The organism is Aureimonas sp. OT7 (genome assembly GCF_014844055.1).
In the GTDB taxonomy this organism is placed as follows: Bacteria; Pseudomonadota; Alphaproteobacteria; order Rhizobiales; family Rhizobiaceae; genus Aureimonas; species Aureimonas altamirensis_A.
This window is the reverse complement of sequence record NZ_CP062167.1, coordinates 1,934,301-1,953,509: the sequence shown is the minus strand read 5'-3', so window position 1 is coordinate 1,953,509 and position 19,209 is coordinate 1,934,301. Positions and strand designations below refer to the sequence as shown.

General features: G+C 64.5%; 17 protein-coding genes and 1 riboswitch. Of the genes, 3 read left to right on the top strand and 14 right to left on the bottom strand.

Translation table 11 applies throughout. The features are described 5' to 3' along the window. The 3 genes from IGS74_RS09400 to IGS74_RS09390 form a co-directional block, all read right to left on the bottom strand. Nucleotides 1-1,221: an ornithine decarboxylase gene (locus tag IGS74_RS09400; protein WP_192391183.1), complete on the bottom strand. Its 1,221-nt coding sequence runs from the start codon at nt 1,219-1,221 to the stop codon at nt 1-3. A gap of 468 nt (nt 1,222-1,689) precedes the next feature. Further along, nucleotides 1,690-2,604, bottom strand: coding sequence for a methylenetetrahydrofolate reductase [NAD(P)H] (gene metF / locus IGS74_RS09395; RefSeq protein ID WP_039190975.1), 915 nt, complete (start codon nt 2,602-2,604; stop codon nt 1,690-1,692). 14 nt (nt 2,605-2,618) lie between these two features. Then, nucleotides 2,619-3,614: a metalloregulator ArsR/SmtB family transcription factor gene (locus tag IGS74_RS09390; RefSeq protein ID WP_246723097.1), complete on the bottom strand. Its 996-nt coding sequence runs from the start codon at nt 3,612-3,614 to the stop codon at nt 2,619-2,621. 125 nt (nt 3,615-3,739) lie between these two features. Between IGS74_RS09390 and IGS74_RS09385 the strand changes: the two genes are divergently transcribed. Beyond that, nucleotides 3,740-4,093: a DUF2293 domain-containing protein gene (locus IGS74_RS09385; protein WP_192391182.1), complete on the top strand. Its 354-nt coding sequence runs from the start codon at nt 3,740-3,742 to the stop codon at nt 4,091-4,093. On the opposite strand, the gene IGS74_RS09380 is transcribed toward IGS74_RS09385, so the two are convergent. The 4 genes from IGS74_RS09380 to ettA form a co-directional block, all read right to left on the bottom strand. Further along, nucleotides 4,079-4,702 (bottom strand): DedA family protein, encoded by a 624-nt coding sequence (locus tag IGS74_RS09380; protein ID WP_192391181.1) that lies wholly within the window; start codon nt 4,700-4,702, stop codon nt 4,079-4,081. The two genes, IGS74_RS09385 and IGS74_RS09380, sit on opposite strands and share 15 nt — an antisense overlap. 176 nt (nt 4,703-4,878) lie before the next feature. Next, entirely contained in the window at nt 4,879-7,104 is a 2,226-nt protein-coding gene (locus IGS74_RS09375; protein ID WP_192391180.1) for a hypothetical protein, read from the bottom strand. A gap of 108 nt (nt 7,105-7,212) precedes the next feature. Beyond that, nucleotides 7,213-9,474, bottom strand: coding sequence for a hypothetical protein (locus IGS74_RS09370; protein ID WP_192391179.1), 2,262 nt, complete (start codon nt 9,472-9,474; stop codon nt 7,213-7,215). Between the two features lie 141 nt (nt 9,475-9,615). Then, complete coding sequence (gene ettA, locus IGS74_RS09365) at nt 9,616-11,265, bottom strand: energy-dependent translational throttle protein EttA (RefSeq protein WP_039189657.1); 1,650 nt, start codon at nt 11,263-11,265, stop codon at nt 9,616-9,618. Between the two features lie 136 nt (nt 11,266-11,401). Here ettA and IGS74_RS09360 point away from each other — a divergent pair, with 136 nt between their 5' ends. Then, complete coding sequence (locus IGS74_RS09360; protein WP_039189655.1) at nt 11,402-11,686, top strand: Dabb family protein; 285 nt, start codon at nt 11,402-11,404, stop codon at nt 11,684-11,686. A gap of 5 nt (nt 11,687-11,691) precedes the next feature. Here the strand turns inward: IGS74_RS09360 and IGS74_RS09355 are convergent, their stop codons facing one another. Beyond that, on the bottom strand, nt 11,692-12,675 hold the full coding sequence (locus IGS74_RS09355) for a ribonuclease (RefSeq protein ID WP_192391178.1): 984 nt from the start codon (nt 12,673-12,675) through the stop codon (nt 11,692-11,694). A 52-nt stretch (nt 12,676-12,727) separates the two neighbouring features. Between IGS74_RS09355 and IGS74_RS09350 the strand changes: the two genes are divergently transcribed. Further along, nucleotides 12,728-13,675, top strand: a complete 948-nt coding sequence (locus IGS74_RS09350; protein ID WP_192391177.1) for an alpha/beta hydrolase — start codon at nt 12,728-12,730, stop codon at nt 13,673-13,675. A gap of 4 nt (nt 13,676-13,679) precedes the next feature. On the opposite strand, the gene IGS74_RS09345 is transcribed toward IGS74_RS09350, so the two are convergent. The 6 genes from IGS74_RS09345 to thiC all read right to left on the bottom strand — a co-directional run bounded on the left by IGS74_RS09345 (nt 13,680) and on the right by thiC (nt 18,938). Continuing rightward, nucleotides 13,680-14,399 carry a GntR family transcriptional regulator gene (locus IGS74_RS09345; RefSeq protein ID WP_192391176.1) on the bottom strand — a complete coding sequence of 240 codons (720 nt, stop codon included), beginning with the start codon at nt 14,397-14,399 and terminating at the stop codon, nt 13,680-13,682. A 193-nt stretch (nt 14,400-14,592) separates the two neighbouring features. After that, a complete protein-coding gene (locus tag IGS74_RS09340; protein WP_192391667.1) occupies nt 14,593-15,198 on the bottom strand; it encodes a thiamine phosphate synthase in 606 nt (201 codons plus the stop codon). Beyond that, a complete protein-coding gene (locus IGS74_RS09335; RefSeq protein WP_192391175.1) occupies nt 15,198-15,965 on the bottom strand; it encodes a thiazole synthase in 768 nt (255 codons plus the stop codon). The genes IGS74_RS09340 and IGS74_RS09335 overlap by 1 nt, the downstream gene beginning before the upstream one ends. A 5-nt stretch (nt 15,966-15,970) precedes the next feature. After that, complete coding sequence (gene thiS, locus IGS74_RS09330) at nt 15,971-16,168, bottom strand: sulfur carrier protein ThiS (protein ID WP_192391174.1); 198 nt, start codon at nt 16,166-16,168, stop codon at nt 15,971-15,973. Continuing rightward, nucleotides 16,165-17,130, bottom strand: coding sequence for an FAD-dependent oxidoreductase (locus tag IGS74_RS09325; protein ID WP_192391173.1), 966 nt, complete (start codon nt 17,128-17,130; stop codon nt 16,165-16,167). The genes thiS and IGS74_RS09325 overlap by 4 nt, the downstream gene beginning before the upstream one ends. Continuing rightward, the gene (gene thiC / locus IGS74_RS09320; RefSeq protein ID WP_192391172.1) at nt 17,127-18,938 is read right to left on the bottom strand and encodes a phosphomethylpyrimidine synthase ThiC; all 1,812 of its coding nucleotides are present in this window, start codon (nt 18,936-18,938) and stop codon (nt 17,127-17,129) included. The genes IGS74_RS09325 and thiC overlap by 4 nt, the downstream gene beginning before the upstream one ends. 113 nt (nt 18,939-19,051) lie before the next feature. Then, nucleotides 19,052-19,163, bottom strand: a riboswitch (TPP riboswitch). Nucleotides 19,164-19,209: the final 46 nt, after the last annotated feature.

Below are 19,209 nucleotides of genomic sequence, written 5' to 3'. Positions count from 1 at the left end.
TCAATCAGCCATCGTCTCCAGGCTGGCATAGCCTTCGGCGGCATCGCCCGCACCGAACGGCGTCGTCACATGGACGAACGTATCGGGATAGAAGCCGTTGAAGCGTGTGCGCAGCGACAGCGAATAGGCGCCGATGTGGCCGATCTCGATCCAGTCGCCGGTGTCCACCGTCTCGGGCAGCCAGAACGGCCGGGACAGGATATCGACGCTATCGCAGGTTGCCCCGCATACCTTGAAGGCGGCGATGTTGCCCGGATCGCCATTGCGCCTCTTGCGCGCCGGATCGGGGATGAAGCGCGCCGGCAGGGTGATCTTGCCCGTCCAGGAATCCGACAGCGACGCCCAGATGCCGTCGTTGATGTAGAGCCGGCGCCCCTTGCGCAGCAGCACGCGCACGATCAGCGAAAAGGCCCTGGCAACGATGACCCTTCCCGGTTCCGCCACCAGGGGGACATCCGCAAATCCCCATTCGTCGAGGTCGGCACGCAACCGCGCCATGATCTCCGGAAAGCCCGGCATGTCCGGCTTGCGCCTCTTCGGATCGTATCCATACTCGGCCGGGAAGCCGCCACCGACATCCAGCCCGGCCAAGGGCACATCGGCCCGGTTGCGCACCCAGTCGGCCGAGGCGAGAGCGCGCTCGTAGGTCTCAGGGTCTTCGATCTGCGAGCCGACATGAAAGCACAAGCCGGTTCGAAAGCCGATCCGGTGGCAACGTTGCAGCAGCTCGACCGCGTGGGCGGGCGCGGCGCCAAATTTTTTCGACAGTTCGTAGGCGGCATGACCCTTCGTCTGTAGCCTGACGAACAGGGTGATCGTTCCGGGATCCATGTCCAGCGCGCGCACGACGCGCAGTATCTTCGCCACCTCGTCCTCATGGTCGAGGGACATGACCCGGATACCATAGGTCTCCAGCGCCAGCCTGATGTCGGACTGCGCCTTGATGGGGTGCATGTATAGCATGCCGGCATCGGGGGCCACGGCACGCACCGCGGCAAACTCTCCCGGCGAAGCGACGTCGAACAGCTTTACGCCCGCCTTCGCCAGCGTCTCCAGAACCATCGGTTCGCCGTTGGTTTTCACCGCATAGGCCGTTTCGCCGGGGAACGCCTCCAGGAACGAGCGGGCATCCTGCGCCAGGACCTCTGGCCTAAAGCAGTAGACGGGTACGTCCGGACGCAAGGTGTGGACGGCCTCGATGGCTGTATCGAACTTCTGCAACGCGACCCTCTCTCATGCGAATCCTGTCACCCTAGATGATGCATACTGCGACATGATGAAGCCGATTGCGTGACCGACGCAGTGCTTTCGCACCGCAAAACACGCCGTCCACCCATGTCGGTCACGGAAAAATATCGTCCGATATTATCGTTTTAAATTAGGCTATTGCGACATTTGCGCCCATCGATGCCGCCCTGCCGCAACGTTTTGCCCTTTACCGTCATTCAGGATTGATTAACACTGTAACACACCGTGAGAAGGGAGTTACATCCGATGGAAATCACGCGATCGCTCAATATGGTTATGATTGGGGCCGCATTCATTTTTATCGGTGCGTTGGTCACCGGGGTCATCTCCTGATACCCCTTTCGGCTATTGCCGCTGCTCCTGACGATTAACGATGAGAAACCGGGGTCATGTACTGGCCCCGGTTTTTTGATGCCCGGATGGCTTCCGGGTCCTTGCCCGTCAGGCCGCAGCTTCGCCCGACGCCGGCGCGGCTTCCGATCTGGGGCGCATGCCGAGGATATGGCAGATCGAGTAGACGAGGTCGGCGCGGTTCATCGTGTAGAAGTGGAAATCCGAAATGCCCCGCCGCGTCAGGTCGAGCACCTGTTCGGCGCACACGGCCGCGGCGACGTGCGCCCGTGTCTGCGGATCGTTTTCGAGCCCTTCGAACCGCTCGGCAAGCCAGGTCGGAATGCTGGCCCCGATGGCGGAACAGAAACGCCGGATCTTGGTGAAGTCGTGGATGGGGACGATCCCCGGCACGATGGGAACGTATATGCCGGCCCGGCGCACGCGCTCGACGTACCGCTCATAGGTATCGTTATCGAAGAAGAACTGCGTGATGGCCCGGCTGGCTCCATTGTCGACCTTGCGCTTCAACAGGTCGATGTCGGTTGCGAAATCCGGGCTTTCGGGGTGCTTCTCCGGGTAGGCGGAAACCGATATCTCGAAAGAGGGGTCGATCGCCTTGAGGCCCGCCGTCAGCTCCGCGCCATTCCGGTAGCCATCCGGGCGCGCCACGAATGCGGCCCCCGCCCCTGCCTGGCTGTCGCCCCGCAGCGCCACGAAGTGGCGCACGCCGGTATTCCGGTACTGTCGGACGACCTCGTCCACCTCGTCCTTCGAGGCGTCCACGCAGGTCAGGTGCGCGGCCGGCGCGAGATGGGTCTCTTCCAGGATGCGCTTCACCGTCTGGTGGGTGCGCTCGCGGGTCGATCCTCCCGCACCATAGGTGACGGAAACGAAGCTCGGCTCCAGCGGCGCAAGGCGCTGGACGGAAGACCAGAGCGTCTCCTCCATCGCCGGAGTCTTCGGCGGAAAGAACTCGAAGGAAACACGAAGGTTCGACCGTTGGGCCGATGACGTAGCGGACATGAGGTTCGTTCCTGTCATGCGAATCGAGCCGGCAGCGCCGCGTCGACCTGGTTGGAGCGGGCGGGTTTGCAGGCGGTGGATATCAGTACGGTCAGCTGTCCGCGCTCTCCGGGATGCAGCGCCCGGACGTCCGTCGCCTCCAGGCCGGCCGCTTCGAAGTAGCCGGCCAGCATCGTCTGGCTGAAGCCCAGCCGCGCGTGGGCATGGTCCTCACGCAGGAATTCACAGTCATGCGCGTCGAAATCCACAACGACCAGGCGGCCGCCGGGGCGCAATGCCTTGGCCGCTTCCTGCAACGCCGCGGCCGGCTCGTCCAGGAAGTGCAACACATGATGCAGGACGATCAGATCGTGGCTGAGCGGCTCGACCGGCAGATTATAGGCATCACCCAGCCGGACCGAGACATGGGATAGCGCCGCCCCATCCAGCTTGGCTCTGGCGATGGCCAGCATCTCGCGCGAGGCGTCGACACCGACTGCCTGACGGGCGCGCGGGCCGATAAGCTCGAGCATCCGGCCGGTGCCCGTGCCGATATCCAGAAACCTGTCCACCGGATCGTCGCCCAGAACCTCCAGCAACGCCGCTTCCATAAGGGCATCGGGTACATGCAGGGCGCGGATACGGTCCCATTCGGCGGCGTTGTCGGCAAAGTAGGCCGCCGCCCTTTCGGCGCGCCGCGCACGTACGAGGGCCAGCCTGTCCCTGTCATGGGCGGGAGGGCCATCCGCTGCGCCGACCAGCGGCAGCATCCGCCGCACGAGCTCGGCACTGTCGTCTCCGCTCAGCCGGAAATAGGCCCAGGCCCCTTCCTGGTAGCGCGAGACGACGCCGGCATCCACCATCAGCTTGAGATGACGGGAGATGCGGGGCTGCGATTGCCCCAGGATCGTCACCAGATCGCTGACCGTCAGGTCACCCTGCAGCAACAGAAGGGCAAGCCGCAGCCGGGTCGGCTCGGCGACCGCCTTCAGCATGCTGACCGTTTCGTCGAATGGCAGTGAGGATGCCACGACATCTCCGTTGCATTATGATATAAGGAAATCCTTATATCTCCTGTCGTGAACGCGCAAGCCTGTTTCAAGCAGCCCCGGCCCCGTGCCATCATGCCTGAAGAACTCGAGCGGTGGAGAGCGATATGGCGACGGAACGTCAGCGGGCGATCGACAGGGCCATGCGGGCGACGACACCGCGCATTCCCTATCTGGATGCCGAGACGGTCCGCTCCGCCGCGCGCTCGCGGCACCTGCGCACCGTCGGGCCGGACCAGGCGTTCTGGCTGGCGGCCATCGCCCATATCCGCCACAGCTACACCGATTACGACCAGCTTCGCGATGAAGGCTACGACCGCGATGCGGCGTTGTACTTCATACTGGATGCCATCAACGACGTGCTCGACCGCTGGGGCTCCACCCGCAGGCTGGACTCCTACCCGGAGGCGGAGTCCGAAGACGGCGCGCCGCAGCCTTCCGTCCGGTCACTCGGAGCGTGACGATGTCCGCCGGCTTTCCGGCTTGAAGGTGATGACGCGGTAGACATAAAGGACCACGATCGAGAGGACGATGAGGTTCGACACCGGGCCGACATACTGGTCTATCAGTTCGTAGCTCTGTCCCAGGAGATATCCCGACAGCGCCAGGAACGAAGTCCAGATCAGGCTGCCGATCGTGGAAAACAGCAGGAAGGCCGGGAGCGGCATTTCCGCAAGGCCAGCCGGAATGGAGATCAGCGTGCGCACGGTGGGCACCAGACGGCCAAGGAACACGGCGAGGTAACCGTATTTGCGGAACCAGCGGTCGGCGGCACGGACATCGGACGGTGCCAGTGTCATCCAGCGGCCGAAGCGCTCCGACAGGCGGATGATACGATGCTCGCCGAAGAAATAGCCGAGATAGTACCAGGGCATGATGCCGAGCACCGTGCCGATCGTGCCGGACAGGATGACCGTGTAGATGGACATCTGCCCCTGGGCGGCCTGATAGCCTGCCAGCGGCATGATGATTTCCGAGGGTATGGGCGGAAAGATGTTCTCCAGGAACATGAGCAGTCCGATACCGAAGGCCCCGTAATTTTCCATCAGGCTTTTGACGAACTCGTCCACGGATCTTCCTCGCCACGCGTTGTTTGGAGTTGCAGCCTGTAGTGCAATGCGGCACGAGTTGAAACCGCCTTCCGGCATCCAGGGGGCGAGATCGCCCTTCCGGACAGGAAAAGGGCCAACCGGACAAGGCCGGTCGGCCCTTTTGGATCAGTGGATGAAAGACGTGGGAACGCCTGTTATTCGGCGGGGATCACGTTTTCGCTGGCGATGATGTCGATAAGCGCCTTCTCGAAATTGCGCGTGTGCGCAACGGGATCCCAGGCAGGGCGAGCCTGAAGCTTCTTGCGCATGCCCTTCTTGAGATTCAGCAACTGCTTGCGGTTCTTTGTCTTGGCAACGGCAATCGCCACATAGGCATCTTCATTGGCTGCCACCCAATCTTCCAGGCCGGCGGCGCGGACGAAGCTGGCGCCCATCCGCGACACGAACTGGCGGCCCTCCAGGGTAATGACGGGCACGCCCATCCACAGCGCCTGCATGGTGGTGGTGCCGCCATTGTATGGATGCGGGTCCAGGACGATATCGATATCGGCGTAAGCGGCCATCATCTCCGGCATGGCGACGGGCGGCAGGAAGGTCAGCCGCGAAAGGTCGGTTCCCAACTCCTCGAAACGCTGCCGGAACAGGGCGACAGCCTGCTTGTCGCCGAAGCTCGGAGCCCGGATGACCATCCGGGAACCGGGTACCGCCTCCAGCACGCGCGCATACAGCGCCAGCGTCTTGCGGCTGAACTTCGCGGCGTTGTTGACGGCGCCGAACGTGAGCTGCCGGGATTCCATTTCGGAATTGAAGGTGGGAAGCGGATACTCTTCCTCGGGCGCGTAGCAGAACACCGTTCCGGGCAGTCGCGCGATCTTTTCGGAGTAGAACTCTTCGGCGCCATCCGGCGTGACGACGCCGTCGCTGATGAGCCAGTCCATGTTCGGCAAGCCCGTGGTGCCGGGATAGCCGAGATAGTTGACCTGATAGGGCGCAGCCCGGCGTGCCAGCATCGCCCCGCGAGAATGGGCGGTATGGCCCAGAAGATCGACCAGTATGTCGATCTGATCCTGCTCGATACGGGCGGCAAGCTGGGTGTCGGACCAGGCCTCGACCTCGAGCCAGTGTTCGGCCCGCTCGCGCGCCAGCCGTGTCTGGTCGTCGAAGAGACCGCCGCACGCATAGACGAAGCACTCGAACTTTTCACGATCGAGCTCGCGCAGGATCGGCTGCATGAAGATGTTGACGGGATGCTGGTAATGAAGGTCGGCGGCAATGAAGCCCAGGCGTATGCGACGCCCCTTCAACGGCTTTCGGCGCAGCGACGAACGGTCGCGGGCCTGTGCGGCAAGCGGCTCGAAAAGCCATTGGTGCAGATCGAGAATGCCCTTGGCGTCGTAGGTGTCGCAATAAAGGGACGTCATCGCGACACGCGAGCACTCGCGCCCACCCGTATGATGTGCCTTTGCCTCCTCGATCAGGATCTTGACGGCGGCTTCCGCATCCCCCCGGCGGATATCCATGTTGGCCCGGATACCTGCGGATTCCGCGTTGGGACCGAACGTATCGACCTTGTCCAGCAGTTGCTCGGCCTCGGTTATGTTCCAGCACTCGGCCAGATGCTTGGCAAGCGCCAGCAGCGAGTGCGAACTGGTCGGGTTGAGCTCGGCGCTGCGCCGCAGGACGTCGCCCGCCTCGACCCACAGATTATGCGCGTAGGATACCTGGGCAAGACGCTGCAATGTCGCTTCCGCGGTCGAGGCCGACGCCGCACCGAAAGCCTTGTAGGCGCGTTCCTTATCGCCCATCAGCATGAGCGCGTTACCGCGGTCGAGCTGCCATTCGCACAATTCGTTGACATCGGCGCCAGCGTCGGCGGCGATGCGGATACCCACCTCCAGGGAGGCGAGCGCCCGCTCGGGCATCTTCTGCTCGATCCGGTATCGGGCCATCATCCGATGCACAAGCGCAACGGTTTGCATGGATGTCGCACGGGCCGATTCCAGCGCCTTGGCGAGCGTTTCGTCGGATGCGTCGAAATGCCCGAACTCTTCCTGCAGACGCGCAAGCGAAACGAACGCCTCGTGCCGGTTCGGCGCCAGCCCGGCCGCACGGCGATACGCCGATTCCGCGTCGTCGAACAGGCCCAGGCGGCGGCAGGCGTGGCCGCTTTCCAGCCACGCGGTGTAGCTTGCCGGGTTGATCATGAGCACACGCGCGAAGGCATCGCGCGCCGCAGCCCAGTTTCCGAGATTGGCATGACAGCGGGCAGCCTGGATGCCGGCCGGCTCGAGTTGCTCGTCCAGGACGAGCGCCGCTTCGAACCCTTCGAGGGCAACGGCCCATCGACCCTCCCTGAAGGCCGCGTTCGCGCCGTTGAAGCGTGCCGCGATTTCCTGTCCGGCTTCTGAACTCTGCGACATAATGATTATCGTACCGTCACATTAAACATACGATGCAGGTTACAGTATCCATGACTTTTCTGTCCCGCTATCTCTGATTGCATTTTATCCGACATAGTAACCCTGGAGTTATTGATCGTTGGCATCGCGATGTGCTCCGCCCTGCGCCATGGCGAACATCGCGCCCTCGAGGGCGCGCGTATGTCGAACCGCGTTCCATGCATCGTGCCCGATCAGCCGTGAGCGCAGGTTCCGCCGAAGTTCGGCAAGGCGGGTGCGATCCTTGGCCAGGGTTTCGGCCACGGCCCGATATTCGGCGTCGTCGCGTGCGATAAGGTCCGATAGGCCGGCGGCCGAAAGGAAGCTCGCCCCCATTCGGGCGGCGAAGCCCTCACCCATCATGCTGACCACCGGCACGCCCATCCACAATGCCTGATGTGTCGTCGTGCCGCCGCAATAGGGCACCGAATCCAGGACGATGTCGATGTCGGCAAAGGCGGCCATCATGTCCGGCAGAGGCAGCGGCGGATGAAACTCGACCCGGTCGAGATCGGCCCCGGCCGCCCGCAGGCCGGCGCGGAAATGATCGACCGCGGCCGCGTCGACGAAACTGGGCGCGCGGAGCGAAAGCCTGGACTGCGGAACGGCCGAAAGCACGCCCGCGTAGCATTTGAGGGTCCGGGTGTTCAGTTTCGGCGCGTTGTTGATCGAGCCGAACACGATCGGCCCCGTACGCTTGCCGGCGGGAAGCGGAGGAAAATCGGTCTCCGGCGCGAAGCAGAAGACCGTTCCCGGAAGACGGAACACCCGTTCGGTATAGAGGTGCTCCAGTTCCGGCGGCGTGACGACATCGTCACCGATGATCCAGTCGATATTGGGAAGCCCGGTGGTGCCGGGATAGCCCAGATACATCGCCTGCACCGGGGCGGCGCGCCGGGCCAGCACCTGGGCGCGGTTTGTGCTGGTGTGACCAACGAGGTCGATCAAGAGGTCCAGTCCGTCCCTGTCCATCTGCACGGCAAGCCGTTCGTCGGACCATTCGGCCACTTCGAGCCAGTGCTCGACACGCTGGCGGGCCAGATGCGTCTGGTCGTCGTAGCCTGTACTGCAATGATAGAAGAACACCTCGATCCGGCTCCGGTCGAGTTCCCGCAGAACCGGTTGCATGAAAATGTTGACGGGGTGGAAGCGCTTCATGTCGGCGCCGAGCATGCCCACCCTCAGCCGCCGGCCATCCAGTGGCGGACGGACGAACGAGCCGGCCTTGCGGGCGCCGCTTCCCATCTCGGCGAACAGCACCTTGTGGGTGTCACGGATTTCGGCCGCCGACAGCCGGTCGCGGTAGAGGCTGGTCATTGCAATGCTTGCCGGTACCTCCGCGTGGCCGACGAGCCCCTTGCGCAGTGCCGAGTATGCGTTGAAGGCCGCGTCGGCGTTGCCGCTTCGCCAGTGCATCGCCGCCTTCGTGATTCCGATCTCGGCCAGCATCGGCTGATTGCCGGCAGCCCGGTAAAGTTGCTCCGCGCGGTCGAGTGCCGCCTGGGCCTCCACCACCTTCCACCGCGTGGACAGGATCTTGCCGAGATTGAAGGCCGCATGCGCGCTGTCCGGATGCAGAAGCCAGGCCCGGCGGAACACCTCTTCCGCTTCTTCCATCAGGCCGTGCTGGTAGGACACGTCCCCAAGCCGGGCGAGGACATCCTGCGCGGTGGCGGCCGAAGCGGCCGAGAACGCGCTCCACGCCTCTTCGGAGCGACCGAGCATCAGAAGCGCCTCGCCCCGCCGGATCAACCATCGGCAGATCTCGTTCTCGTCGGACCTGATCGTCGTGGCGTGTTGAAGGCCCATGTCCGATGCCTCGAGCGCGCCGGCACCGTCACGCCGCGCCAGCCTGCGTGTCGCGACGAGGCGAAGCACCTCCGACAGGGCTGCCGCGCTCTGCCGGCCGGCCTGGGCGACAGCCGTGCGCAGCGCAGCCGGCCCCTCATCGTCCTGCATGTCCTCCAGCAACAGGCCGAGTTCCAGCATCGGCTCGAATTTGTACGATGCTGCGGCGCCGGCGTTGCGGAAATCGATCAGGGCATCCTGCTGCCGGCCCGCTGCCGCATACAGCCGGCCGCGCTCCATCAGTGCCATGTAGTGCCGGGGCGCGGCGGCCAGAAGCTCCGACAGGATGGAGATCGCGGATGGCGCGTCCCCGTCGCGCATGGAGCATCGGCACGCGGATATCGCCGCGGTCTCGAGGCGTCGGTCGGCCCTGAACGATCTTTCGTACAGGCGCGCGGCGGCGCGCCAGTCGCCCGACCGGGCCGCGGCATCCGCCGCGGCGGCGAGATGCCCGGCATCGTCCGCAAAACCGGCCGGCGCAATAGGATTATATTCTGATGACATGACAATATTCCTTCATAGTGAATATGATTTCACATGAAGGGATGCGATATTCCGGGCACCGTCAAGGGGGTGGCCGACACTCGGCCCCCCGCCGCACGTACAGGTTGCATGGCCCGGTCCATACGGCCGGGCCCAGGCCCATCAGCGCGTGAGCCGCTTGTAGGTCGGCCGCTTGGGATTGACCGAATCCGGCCCGAGCCGGCGGATCTTGTCCTTCTCGTAATCCTCGAAGTTGCCCTCGAACCATTCGACGTGGCTGTCGTCCTCGAAGGCCAGGATATGCGTCGCAAGCCGGTCCAGGAACATGCGGTCGTGGCTGATGACCACCGCGCAGCCGGCATATTCCTCGAGCGCGTCCTCAAGCGCGGCCAGCGTCTCGGTGTCGAGGTCGTTGGTCGGCTCGTCCAGCAGGATCACGTTGGCGCCGGACTTCAGCATCTTGGCAAGGTGCACGCGGTTGCGCTGACCGCCCGAAAGCGTGCCGACCTTCTGCTGCTGGTCCGGGCCCTTGAAGTTGAAGTTGCCGACATAGGCGCGCGAGTTCATCTCGTACTTGCCGAGCTTCATGATATCGACGCCGCCGGTGATCTCCTCCCAGACGTTCTTGGAGGGGTCCAGATCGTCGCGGCTCTGGTCGACATAGCCGATATCGACCGTCTCGCCGATCGAGATCGTGCCGGAGTCCGGCTGCTCCTTGCCGGTCAGCATGCGGAACAGCGTGGTCTTGCCGGCGCCGTTGGGACCGATGATGCCGACGATGCCGCCCGGCGGCAGCTTGAAGGTCAGGTTCTCGATCAGGACGCGGTCGCCGTAGCTCTTGGTCAGGTTTTCGACCTCGATCACCCGGTTGCCCAAACGCTCGCCGGTCGGAATGACGATCTTGCCGTCCGCCGGCTTGCGGTTCTCGGCCAGCTCGACCAGCTCGTGGTAGGCGCGGATACGCGCCTTCGACTTGGTCTGCCGGGCCTTGGCGCCCTGCAGCATCCATTCGCGCTCGCGCGACAGGGCCCGCATGCGGCTGTCGGACTCGCGGCCCTCCTGCTCCATGCGCTTCGACTTCTTCTCGAGATAGGTCGAGTAGTTGCCTTCGTAGGGCACGCCGCGGCCGCGATCGAGTTCCAGGATCCAGCCCGTCACGTTGTCGAGGAAGTAGCGATCGTGGGTAATCATCAGCACGGCGCCTTCGTATTCGCGAAGGTGCTTTTCGAGCCAGGAGATGGTCTCGGCGTCGAGATGGTTGGTCGGCTCGTCCAGAAGCAGGATGTCCGGCTTCGACAGGAGCAGCTTGCACAGCGCCACGCGCCGCTTCTCGCCGCCCGACAAGGCGGAAACATTGGCCTCGCCCGGCGGGCAACGCAGCGCGTCCATCGCCATTTCGACCTGGTTCTCGAGGTCCCACAGGTTCTGGCTGTCGATGACGTCCTGAAGCTTTGCCCCCTCTTCCGCCGTTTCGTCGGAATAGTTCATCATCAACTCGTTATAGCGGTCGAGGATGGCCTTCTTGTCGGCAACGCCTTCCATGACGTTCTCGAAGACGGTCTTCGTCTCGTCCAGCTTCGGCTCCTGCGCGAGGTAGCCGACCGTGGCCCCCTCGGCGGCCCACGCCTCTCCGGTAAATTCGGTGTCGGTGCCCGCCATGATCTTCAGGAGGGTGGACTTACCCGCGCCGTTGGGACCGAGAATGCCGATCTTGGCGTTGGGGTAGAAGGACAGGTTGATATTCTCGAGGACCTTCTTGTTGCCATAGGCCTTCGAAAGGTCGGACATGTGATAGATGAACTGACGAGCCATGGGCCGTTCCGCAATCCTGAAAATCGGTTCGTTGGGTTGCGCCCTATATGGAGGAGCCCGCGGCGGATTGCAAAAGCTGCGTGTCGGGCGCTACACGAGGCCCTTGATGCATGACAGTTCGAAGCGGAATGGTTGAATGATACGTCACATCGTCTTCTTCAGTGCCCGGGACAAGGCCGACATACCGGCCATCGTATCCGGCTTGAGCAAACTGGGAGACATCCCCCATTCCCGCCATTTCGAGGTGCGCCTGAACGGCAAGGTCGACCCGATGGGCAATGATGTGGACGTCATCGTCTATGCCGAGTTCGACGATGCAGAGGCCCTTGCCGCGTACAAGGCCGACCCGATCTACGCCGAATCGACCCGGACCGTGCGCCCCCTGCGCGACATTCGCTACTCTGCCGATTTCGAAGCCTGACCGTTTCAGTCGCGCTCGGGGCCGGGTGCGTCCACAGCGCCGCCGCGGCAGCCCGGCGGCTGGCGCTCGCCCTTAGCGATCAACCGCTCCAGCGGCTCATCGGACAGTGGCCCCAGGGATATACGCAATTCGCGTATGAGCCTGCGGCCGCGCACCTCGTTACAGTCCACCAGCACGCGCTGCCCCGCCCCCGCCCCGAACGCCTCGTCGAAGGTGTCGCGGATCAGCGCGGCTGAAAGATCGTCCCCGATCGCGCCGGCAAACAGGCGTCGGACCGGCGATGCGTTGAGCGCGTCGATCAGCCGGACAGCCTCGCTGAAATAGGCGTCGGCGGCCATGCCCGAGCACGTCCCGTGCTTGGCCCACTGGTGCCGGTCGAGGCCCGACTGAACCCCCGGCATGACGCGCGCCAGTTCGCTTTCGGTCCGGTTGCCGACCGGGATCGCCGGCAGGTCGCGCCAGCGTGTCTCTTCCATCCGGTCGGCCGCCGCGCGCGGCAGGTCGCAATAGGCCCGCCCGTCTGCGGTCTGCGGCCACAGGCCATGCAGGGCGAACCGGCTGAAAGAGCGGCCGGCACGGCATTCCCGCGCATTCGGCTGCTCTTCGCAGAAGGCGGAGGGCCAGCTTGCCGCGAGCACATAGCCTTCGACCGCGTCCGCCTCCTGCCGCGCGGAGCCGCCGCCCGCGTCGGCCACCTGCTGCGCAGAGTCGCCGACCCGCCCGCAGCCATAGGCGACCCATCGACGCTCGGGCACCGCGCCGGGAACGCGGATCAGGTAATGGCTGCCCGGCGTCGCATTGCGCCCGAGAAGTTCGTAGCTTTCTCCCGCAACCACCCGGACATTGCCCGGATTGTCGTCCGGCGTGCGGATCGAGGGGGGCGCGGCGCATGTGGCCTCCGCCCGGAAGCTGCCCGTCATCGGCTGCTGCGCCGAGGCGCCGGCAAGCGCAATTATCCAGATGGCGATGGCAAGTCCTGTGATACGCATGGCGCAGATCATAGGCGACCGCGCCGGACGCCGCCATACCTGGAGAGCGGCGATGTTCGACGACATCGAGACGACGAAGAGCCCAAGCGGCGCACATCTGGCGATCCGCAGCCTGGAAGCATCGGGCCGCCCGCGCGGCATCCTTCTGATACAGCACGGGCTTGCGGAGCACTCCGGCCGATATGGCCGGTTCGCCGTGGAGCTGGCGGCGCGGGGCCTCCATGTCGTAGCCCACGATCACCGGGGCCACGGCGCAACGACGGCACCGGATGCGCCGCCGCGCCGCTTTGCCGCCCGGAAGGGCGCGGCCTGCGTCGTCGCGGACAGCGCGTTCGTCGGGCAATGGGCGCGCGCGCGTTTCGGGCCGTTACCGCAAGTGGTTTTCGGCCACTCGATGGGTGGGTTGGTCGCGGCCAATCTGGCAGCGCGCCGGGAGCACGCTTTCGCGGGCGTCGCAATCTGGAACAGCGATCTTGTCGACGATCTGCGTCTTGCGACGGGGCGTATTCTTTTGAAAGCGGAACGGGCGCTCAAGGGCTCCGACACGGCCAGCATGGCCTTCCGTCGCGCGACATTCGACGTCTGGAAACGGTCGGTTCCGGACAGGCGAACGGATTTCGACTGGCTGACGCACGATCCGGCGGTCGTGGACGCCTATTGCGCCGACCCGCTCTGCGGCTGGACACCGACAAATTCCATGGCCGTCGATATTCTGGACCTGATCCGCAGCGCCTGCGCGCCATCTGCGCTGTCTGCCTGGCCCAAACAGATGCCGGTTCATCTTCTTGCCGGCTCTGCCGACCCGGCCACAAGGGGCGGCAAAGCGCTTGCCGCGTTGCACGACAGGATCGGGCGTTCAGGCCGCCGCAATGCGACCCTGTCGATCATCGACGGCGCACGACACGAAACGCTGAACGAAACCGGGCCCTACCGCGCCCCGGCCATGGCCGCCCTTCTATCCTGGCTCGACGCCATCATCGACGTCGAGCCCCGCCGATAAGCCGTTACACGCTGGCGGAGTAGATCAGGTCGTCGCCGAGATGGCATACGGCGTAACGCAGCTCCAGCGGCGTGTTCTCGTAAGAGTAGATGACCCGCTCCAGCATCAGGACAGGGGTGCCGGCGGAAATCTTGAGCCGCTTGGCATCGTCCGCCGTCGCCTTGCCCGAAGACACGCGCTCGCGCTTGCGGGTCGCCAGGCCGGTTGCCGTCCACCCCACTTCGGCGAGGGCCATCAGCTTGTCCTCCGACAGGGCCTTCTTGCCCTGCTCGTAACGCATATAGACGATTTCGGACAGGACGGGCCTGCCTTCATGGCTGCGCATGCGACGGAAGCGCAGCGCGCTGCTCTGTTCAGGAACCTCGAGCGCCGCGGCCACCTCGCCTTCGACCTTGACGATCTCCGGCTCCGAAACCTCGCTTGCAAAAAGAATGCGCTCTCCATCGGCCGTCACGACATTGCAGAACTTGGACTGCATGCTCTCCGAACTCAGGTCGGCAACGATCGTCCCACGACCCTGCTGGCGCTCCAGAACGGCATAATCGGCCAGCACATCGAATGCCTTGCGCACGGTGCCGATGCTGATACCAAGAGAACGTGCTATGTCGGATTCGTTTTCAATAATCTGCCCCGGCACCCACTGGCGCGACACGATCCGCGAAATGAACTCGTCCGCCACCTGCTGGTACAGCGGCTTGACGTTGAATTGCTTAAGTGCGGGCATCGCCTCTTTCCCTCTCAATCACTCTGAATGCGACCAAGAATATACCTATAGGTTAGAAAATCAACGTCTAATTGTATGTTGACAATAGTCATAGCTATGAATTGGCAGTCTATACAACCGTCGATGCGCGCGCCGCCCTGTCCGCGCCGCTGCGACGCGAAAGCTGGGATACACCTATCTTTTATCGTATTTTTTATTGAGGCGTATGCGTTTTCTGCAGCCATTGCGCCAGGCGCGCTTCGGGGCTTGCCGCCCGCAGCACGTCCGTCACGACTGCTGCGCAATCCGCACCATTGTCGAAGACCGCATCGGCGCGTTCGACCGTCAGGCCACCGATTGCTACCAATGGTAGTCCTCCGATCGCATTCTTCCAGTCGCGCAGGCGCTGCGGGGTCTGGGGATTCCACGTCATGGCCTTGAGGATCGTCGGCCAGATCGGGCCCAGCGCCACGTAATCCGGCCGGGCGGCCAGCGCCGCCTCGAGCTCGGCCCGGTCATGCGTGGAAATGCCGAGCCGCATGCCGGCGCGCCGGATTGCCGGTATGTCGGCCTCAGCCAGATCCTCCTGCCCGAGGTGGACGAAGTCGCAGCCCTCATCCATCGCGATCCGCCAATAGTCGTTGATGACGAGTATCGTTCCGTGGCGGGCACAGACGTCCCGCGCGCGGCGCGCCTCGGCCCGCAACGCCTGCTCGTCCATGTCCTTGATGCGCAGTTGCACGAGCTCGAGCCCGTGCGGCACCAGGCGCTCGCACCAGTCGGCGCTATCGACGATCAGGTAGAAACGCGGCAACCGGATCATGAAAAAGCCCTTCCCAATACCGGTGTCGACGGCACTCCGATGTCTTGGGGCTCCATCGCGCCGGCCTCGAAGGCCAGGCGCCCGGCCTCGACAGCCCTGGCGAAGGCGCGCGCCATGGCGGCCGGCTCCCGTGCCCGCGCAACCGCAGAGTTGAGCAGCACCCCGTCATAGCCGATCTCCATTGCCTGCGCCGCATGCGAGGGGACACCCAGCCCGGCATCCACGATCAGGCAATGGTCTGGAAAATGTGCCCGCAGGCTGCGCAGGCCGTGCAGATTGTTCAATCCCAGCCCGGAGCCGATCGGCGCGCCCCACGGCATCAACACCTCGCACCCGGCCGCGGCCAGCCTGTCGCAGACACCGAGATCTTCGGTGGTGTAGGGCAGCACCTTGAAGCCCTCCGAAACCAGGATTCGCGCAGCCTCCACCAGTCCGAACACATCGGGCTGCAATGTCTGCGCATCACAGATCACCTCCAGCTTGACGAGGTCGGTGGCGAAAACCTCGCGCGCCATCTGCGCGGTGGTGACCGCCTCCCGCACGCCGAAGCACCCCGCCGTATTGGGCAGGACGGGAAACCCCGCCTCCCGCACAAGGGCCCAGAAGGCCGCGCCGGCCTTGCCCCCGGCTGCCTCGCGCCGAAGGCTCACCGTCACCATCGCCGGTTGCGCGGCCTCGAGGGCCTCGACCATGACCGCCGGGGACGGATAAGCCGCCGTGCCCAACATCATCCGGGATGCGAACTCGGTTCCGTAGATGCGCATCGGCCTCAGCCTCCCTGCATCGGAGACACGATTTCGACCGCGTCATTCTCGTTGAGCCGGGTGTGGCCGCGCGCCGCGCGCGGTACGAAATCCTCGTTGAGCGCCGTGGCGACGACGGCCTCGTCATGCCCGAGTTCCTGCAAGAGGCCGGCGATGTCCGTCGCGGTGCAGTCCTTATATTCTCCGTTGATAATCAGTCTCATGCTACGATTCCTTCCTGAAGCGCCATGCGGACCGCCTGCCCGGCAAGGTCCGGGGCAAGCAGAAATCCGTGGCGATAAGCGCCGGCCAGCGCCAGTACCGGCCCGTTCCTGACGAGTCTGGGCATGTTGTCGGCAAAGGCCGGCCGCAGGCCGGACCGGGCCTCCAGCAGCTCGGCGTCGGCGAAGGCCGGATGCAGCGCGTAGGCGGCATTCATCAATTCCACCGTGGAGCGCAGGGTAATGCCGCGTCTGTCATCGCTTTCGATCATGCTGGCTCCCACCATGACCCTGTCGTCGCCGTGCGGCACGACGTAGACGGGCCAGCGCGGATGCAATATCCGCACCGGCCTCGTTAGCGAAACGTCCGGGCAGCGCAACAGCAGCATTTCGCCGCGCACGCAACGCAGTCCCGGCGCATCGGCCCGCGCGCCGCGACAATCCAGCACCATGCCGTCCATCTGCCGGGGATCGGCCACCGTGCCGAACTCCATCGACGCCCCGTGCCGGCGCAGCCGGGATTCAAGCTCCGTCAAAGCGACCCGAGGTTGCAAATGCGCTTCATCCGGAAAAAACAGCGCGTGCCGGAACCGGCCATCGAGGGCCGGTTCCAGGGAAGCGACGGCCTCTGCATCGAGCGTTTCATGCCCTTGCGTGCGGGCCGCGAAGCGCCGCAACTCGGCGCCGCCGCGCCCCGGATCGACGACGAGCGTGCCATTGCGCGATACCGAGCTTGCATGATCGTGCCACCAGTCGATCGCCTTCAGCCCGGGCGCGACGATGGCGCTGGACGCCGACTCGGCCTCGCAATGGGGGGCGAGCATCCCGCCGGCCAGCCAGGAGGCGGCGTCGCCCCCCAGCTCCGCCGTCGCTTCGCACAGGCGCACGCGAAAGCCGGCCTCGGCAAAGGCCGTCGCGGCGACGAGGCCGCACACACCGGCGCCGACGACGGTAACCTCGCTCACTCGGCAGCCTCTCCCGGCCGCGCCTCGATATAAAGATCGCCGCCGTCCCGATAGCGTTCCGCCATCGCGGCCATGCCTGCGGCGCGCGCCTCGGCCTTGATGTCGTGGCTGATGCGCATGGAGCAGAATTTCGGACCGCACATGGAGCAGAAATGCGCCAGCTTGTGCGCCTCCTTCGGCAACGTCTCGTCGTGGTAGGCGCGTGCCGTTTCCGGATCGAGCGACAGGTTGAACTGGTCTTCCCATCGAAATTCGAAGCGCGCGCGCGACAGGGCATCGTCGCGTAGGCGCGACGCCGGATGCCCCTTGGCGAGGTCGGCTGCGTGGGCCGCGATCTTGTAGGTGATGACACCGACCTTGACGTCGTCGCGATCCGGCAGGCCCAGATGCTCCTTCGGCGTCACGTAGCAGAGCATGGCGGTGCCGAACCAGCCGATCATCGCCGCGCCGATGCCGGAGGTGATGTGGTCGTATCCGGGCGCGATGTCGGTGACGAGGGGTCCAAGCGTATAGAAGGGCGCCTCGCCGCAGGTGGCCATCTGCTTGTCGACGTTCTCCTTGATCTTGTGCATGGGCACGTGGCCCGGACCCTCGATCATGACCTGGCAGTCGTGCGCCCAGGCGATCTGCGTCAGTTCACCCAGCGTATCCAGCTCGGCGAACTGGGCGGCGTCATTGGCATCGGCGATCGAGCCGGGCCGAAGCCCGTCGCCGAGCGAGAACGACACATCGTAGGCGCGGCAGATTTCGCAGATTTCCTCGAAATGTTCGTAGAGGAAGCTTTCGCGGTGATGATGCAGGCACCATTTCGCCATGATGGACCCCCCGCGCGAGACGATGCCGGTCACGCGGTCGACGGTCAGCGGAATATGCTGCAGCCTGACGCCGGCATGGACGGTGAAATAGTCCACTCCCTGCTCCGCCTGCTCGATCAGCGTATCGCGATAGACCTCCCAGGTGAGGTTCTCGGCGATGCCATCGACCTTTTCCAACGCCTGGTACAGAGGCACGGTGCCGATGGGCACGGGTGCGTTGCGGATGATCCATTCCCGGATATTGTGGATGTTGCGGCCGGTGGACAGGTCCATCACCGTATCGGCGCCCCAGCGGATGGCCCACACCATCTTCTCGACTTCTTCCGCCATGGAGGAAGTCACCGCCGAATTGCCGATATTGGCGTTGATCTTCACCAGGAAGTTGCGGCCGATGGCCATCGGTTCCAGCTCGGGATGATTGATGTTGGCTGGAATGATCGCACGGCCGGACGCCACCTCGTCGCGCACCCATTCCGGCGTGATGAAATCCGGGATCGTGGCGCTGAAGGGATTGCCGTCCCGCGTCGCTGCGCCCCGCATGCGCTCCCGGCCGAGATTTTCGCGGATCGCGACAAATTCCATCTCCGGCGTGACGATGCCCTGACGCGCAAGCGCCAGTTGCGTCACCGCCTTGCCGGGCAAGGCACGATACGGCCGGTGCACCAGCGGAAAGACGGGTGTCGCCTTGGCGGCGGAAACGAAGCCGTTGTCCTCCGGCTTCACATGCCGGCCCTCATACTGCTCGACGCGGCCCTCGAGCCCGCGCCAGCCATGGCGAAGCCGCGGCAGGCCGGCCGCGATATCGGTGGTGACGGACGGGTCGGTATAGGGGCCGGACGCGTCGTAGACGGTGACGGGCGGCTCGTCCGCCGTCGGATGCACGGCGATCTGCCGCAGCGGCACGCGGATTTCCGGGTTCAGCGTGCCGGGCCGGTGAACCTTGGTGGATGCGGGCAGCGGCCCGCAGGTGACGGTGGGGGTGATGGCATCCATGTGAATCTCCCTATTGGAGATCCAGCCGTGGGCAGCGATCGAAAGGGGCCGCCGGGCCGAGCGCACGCCGCTGCATCGGCCAAAGGCCCGATGTACGGCGACACGATGCACGGAAGAGCGGCTCACTCCATCCCTACGCCAGTGTCAACTGGATCAGGTTCGTAGGGTCGCCGCGCGCTGATGTCGGCCTCTCAGTTCCTTGCCGGAACTCCCCTTGGACGCGGCTACGCTAACCATTGGGGCACCTAAGTCAAGGTGGTTGAGCGCCGAT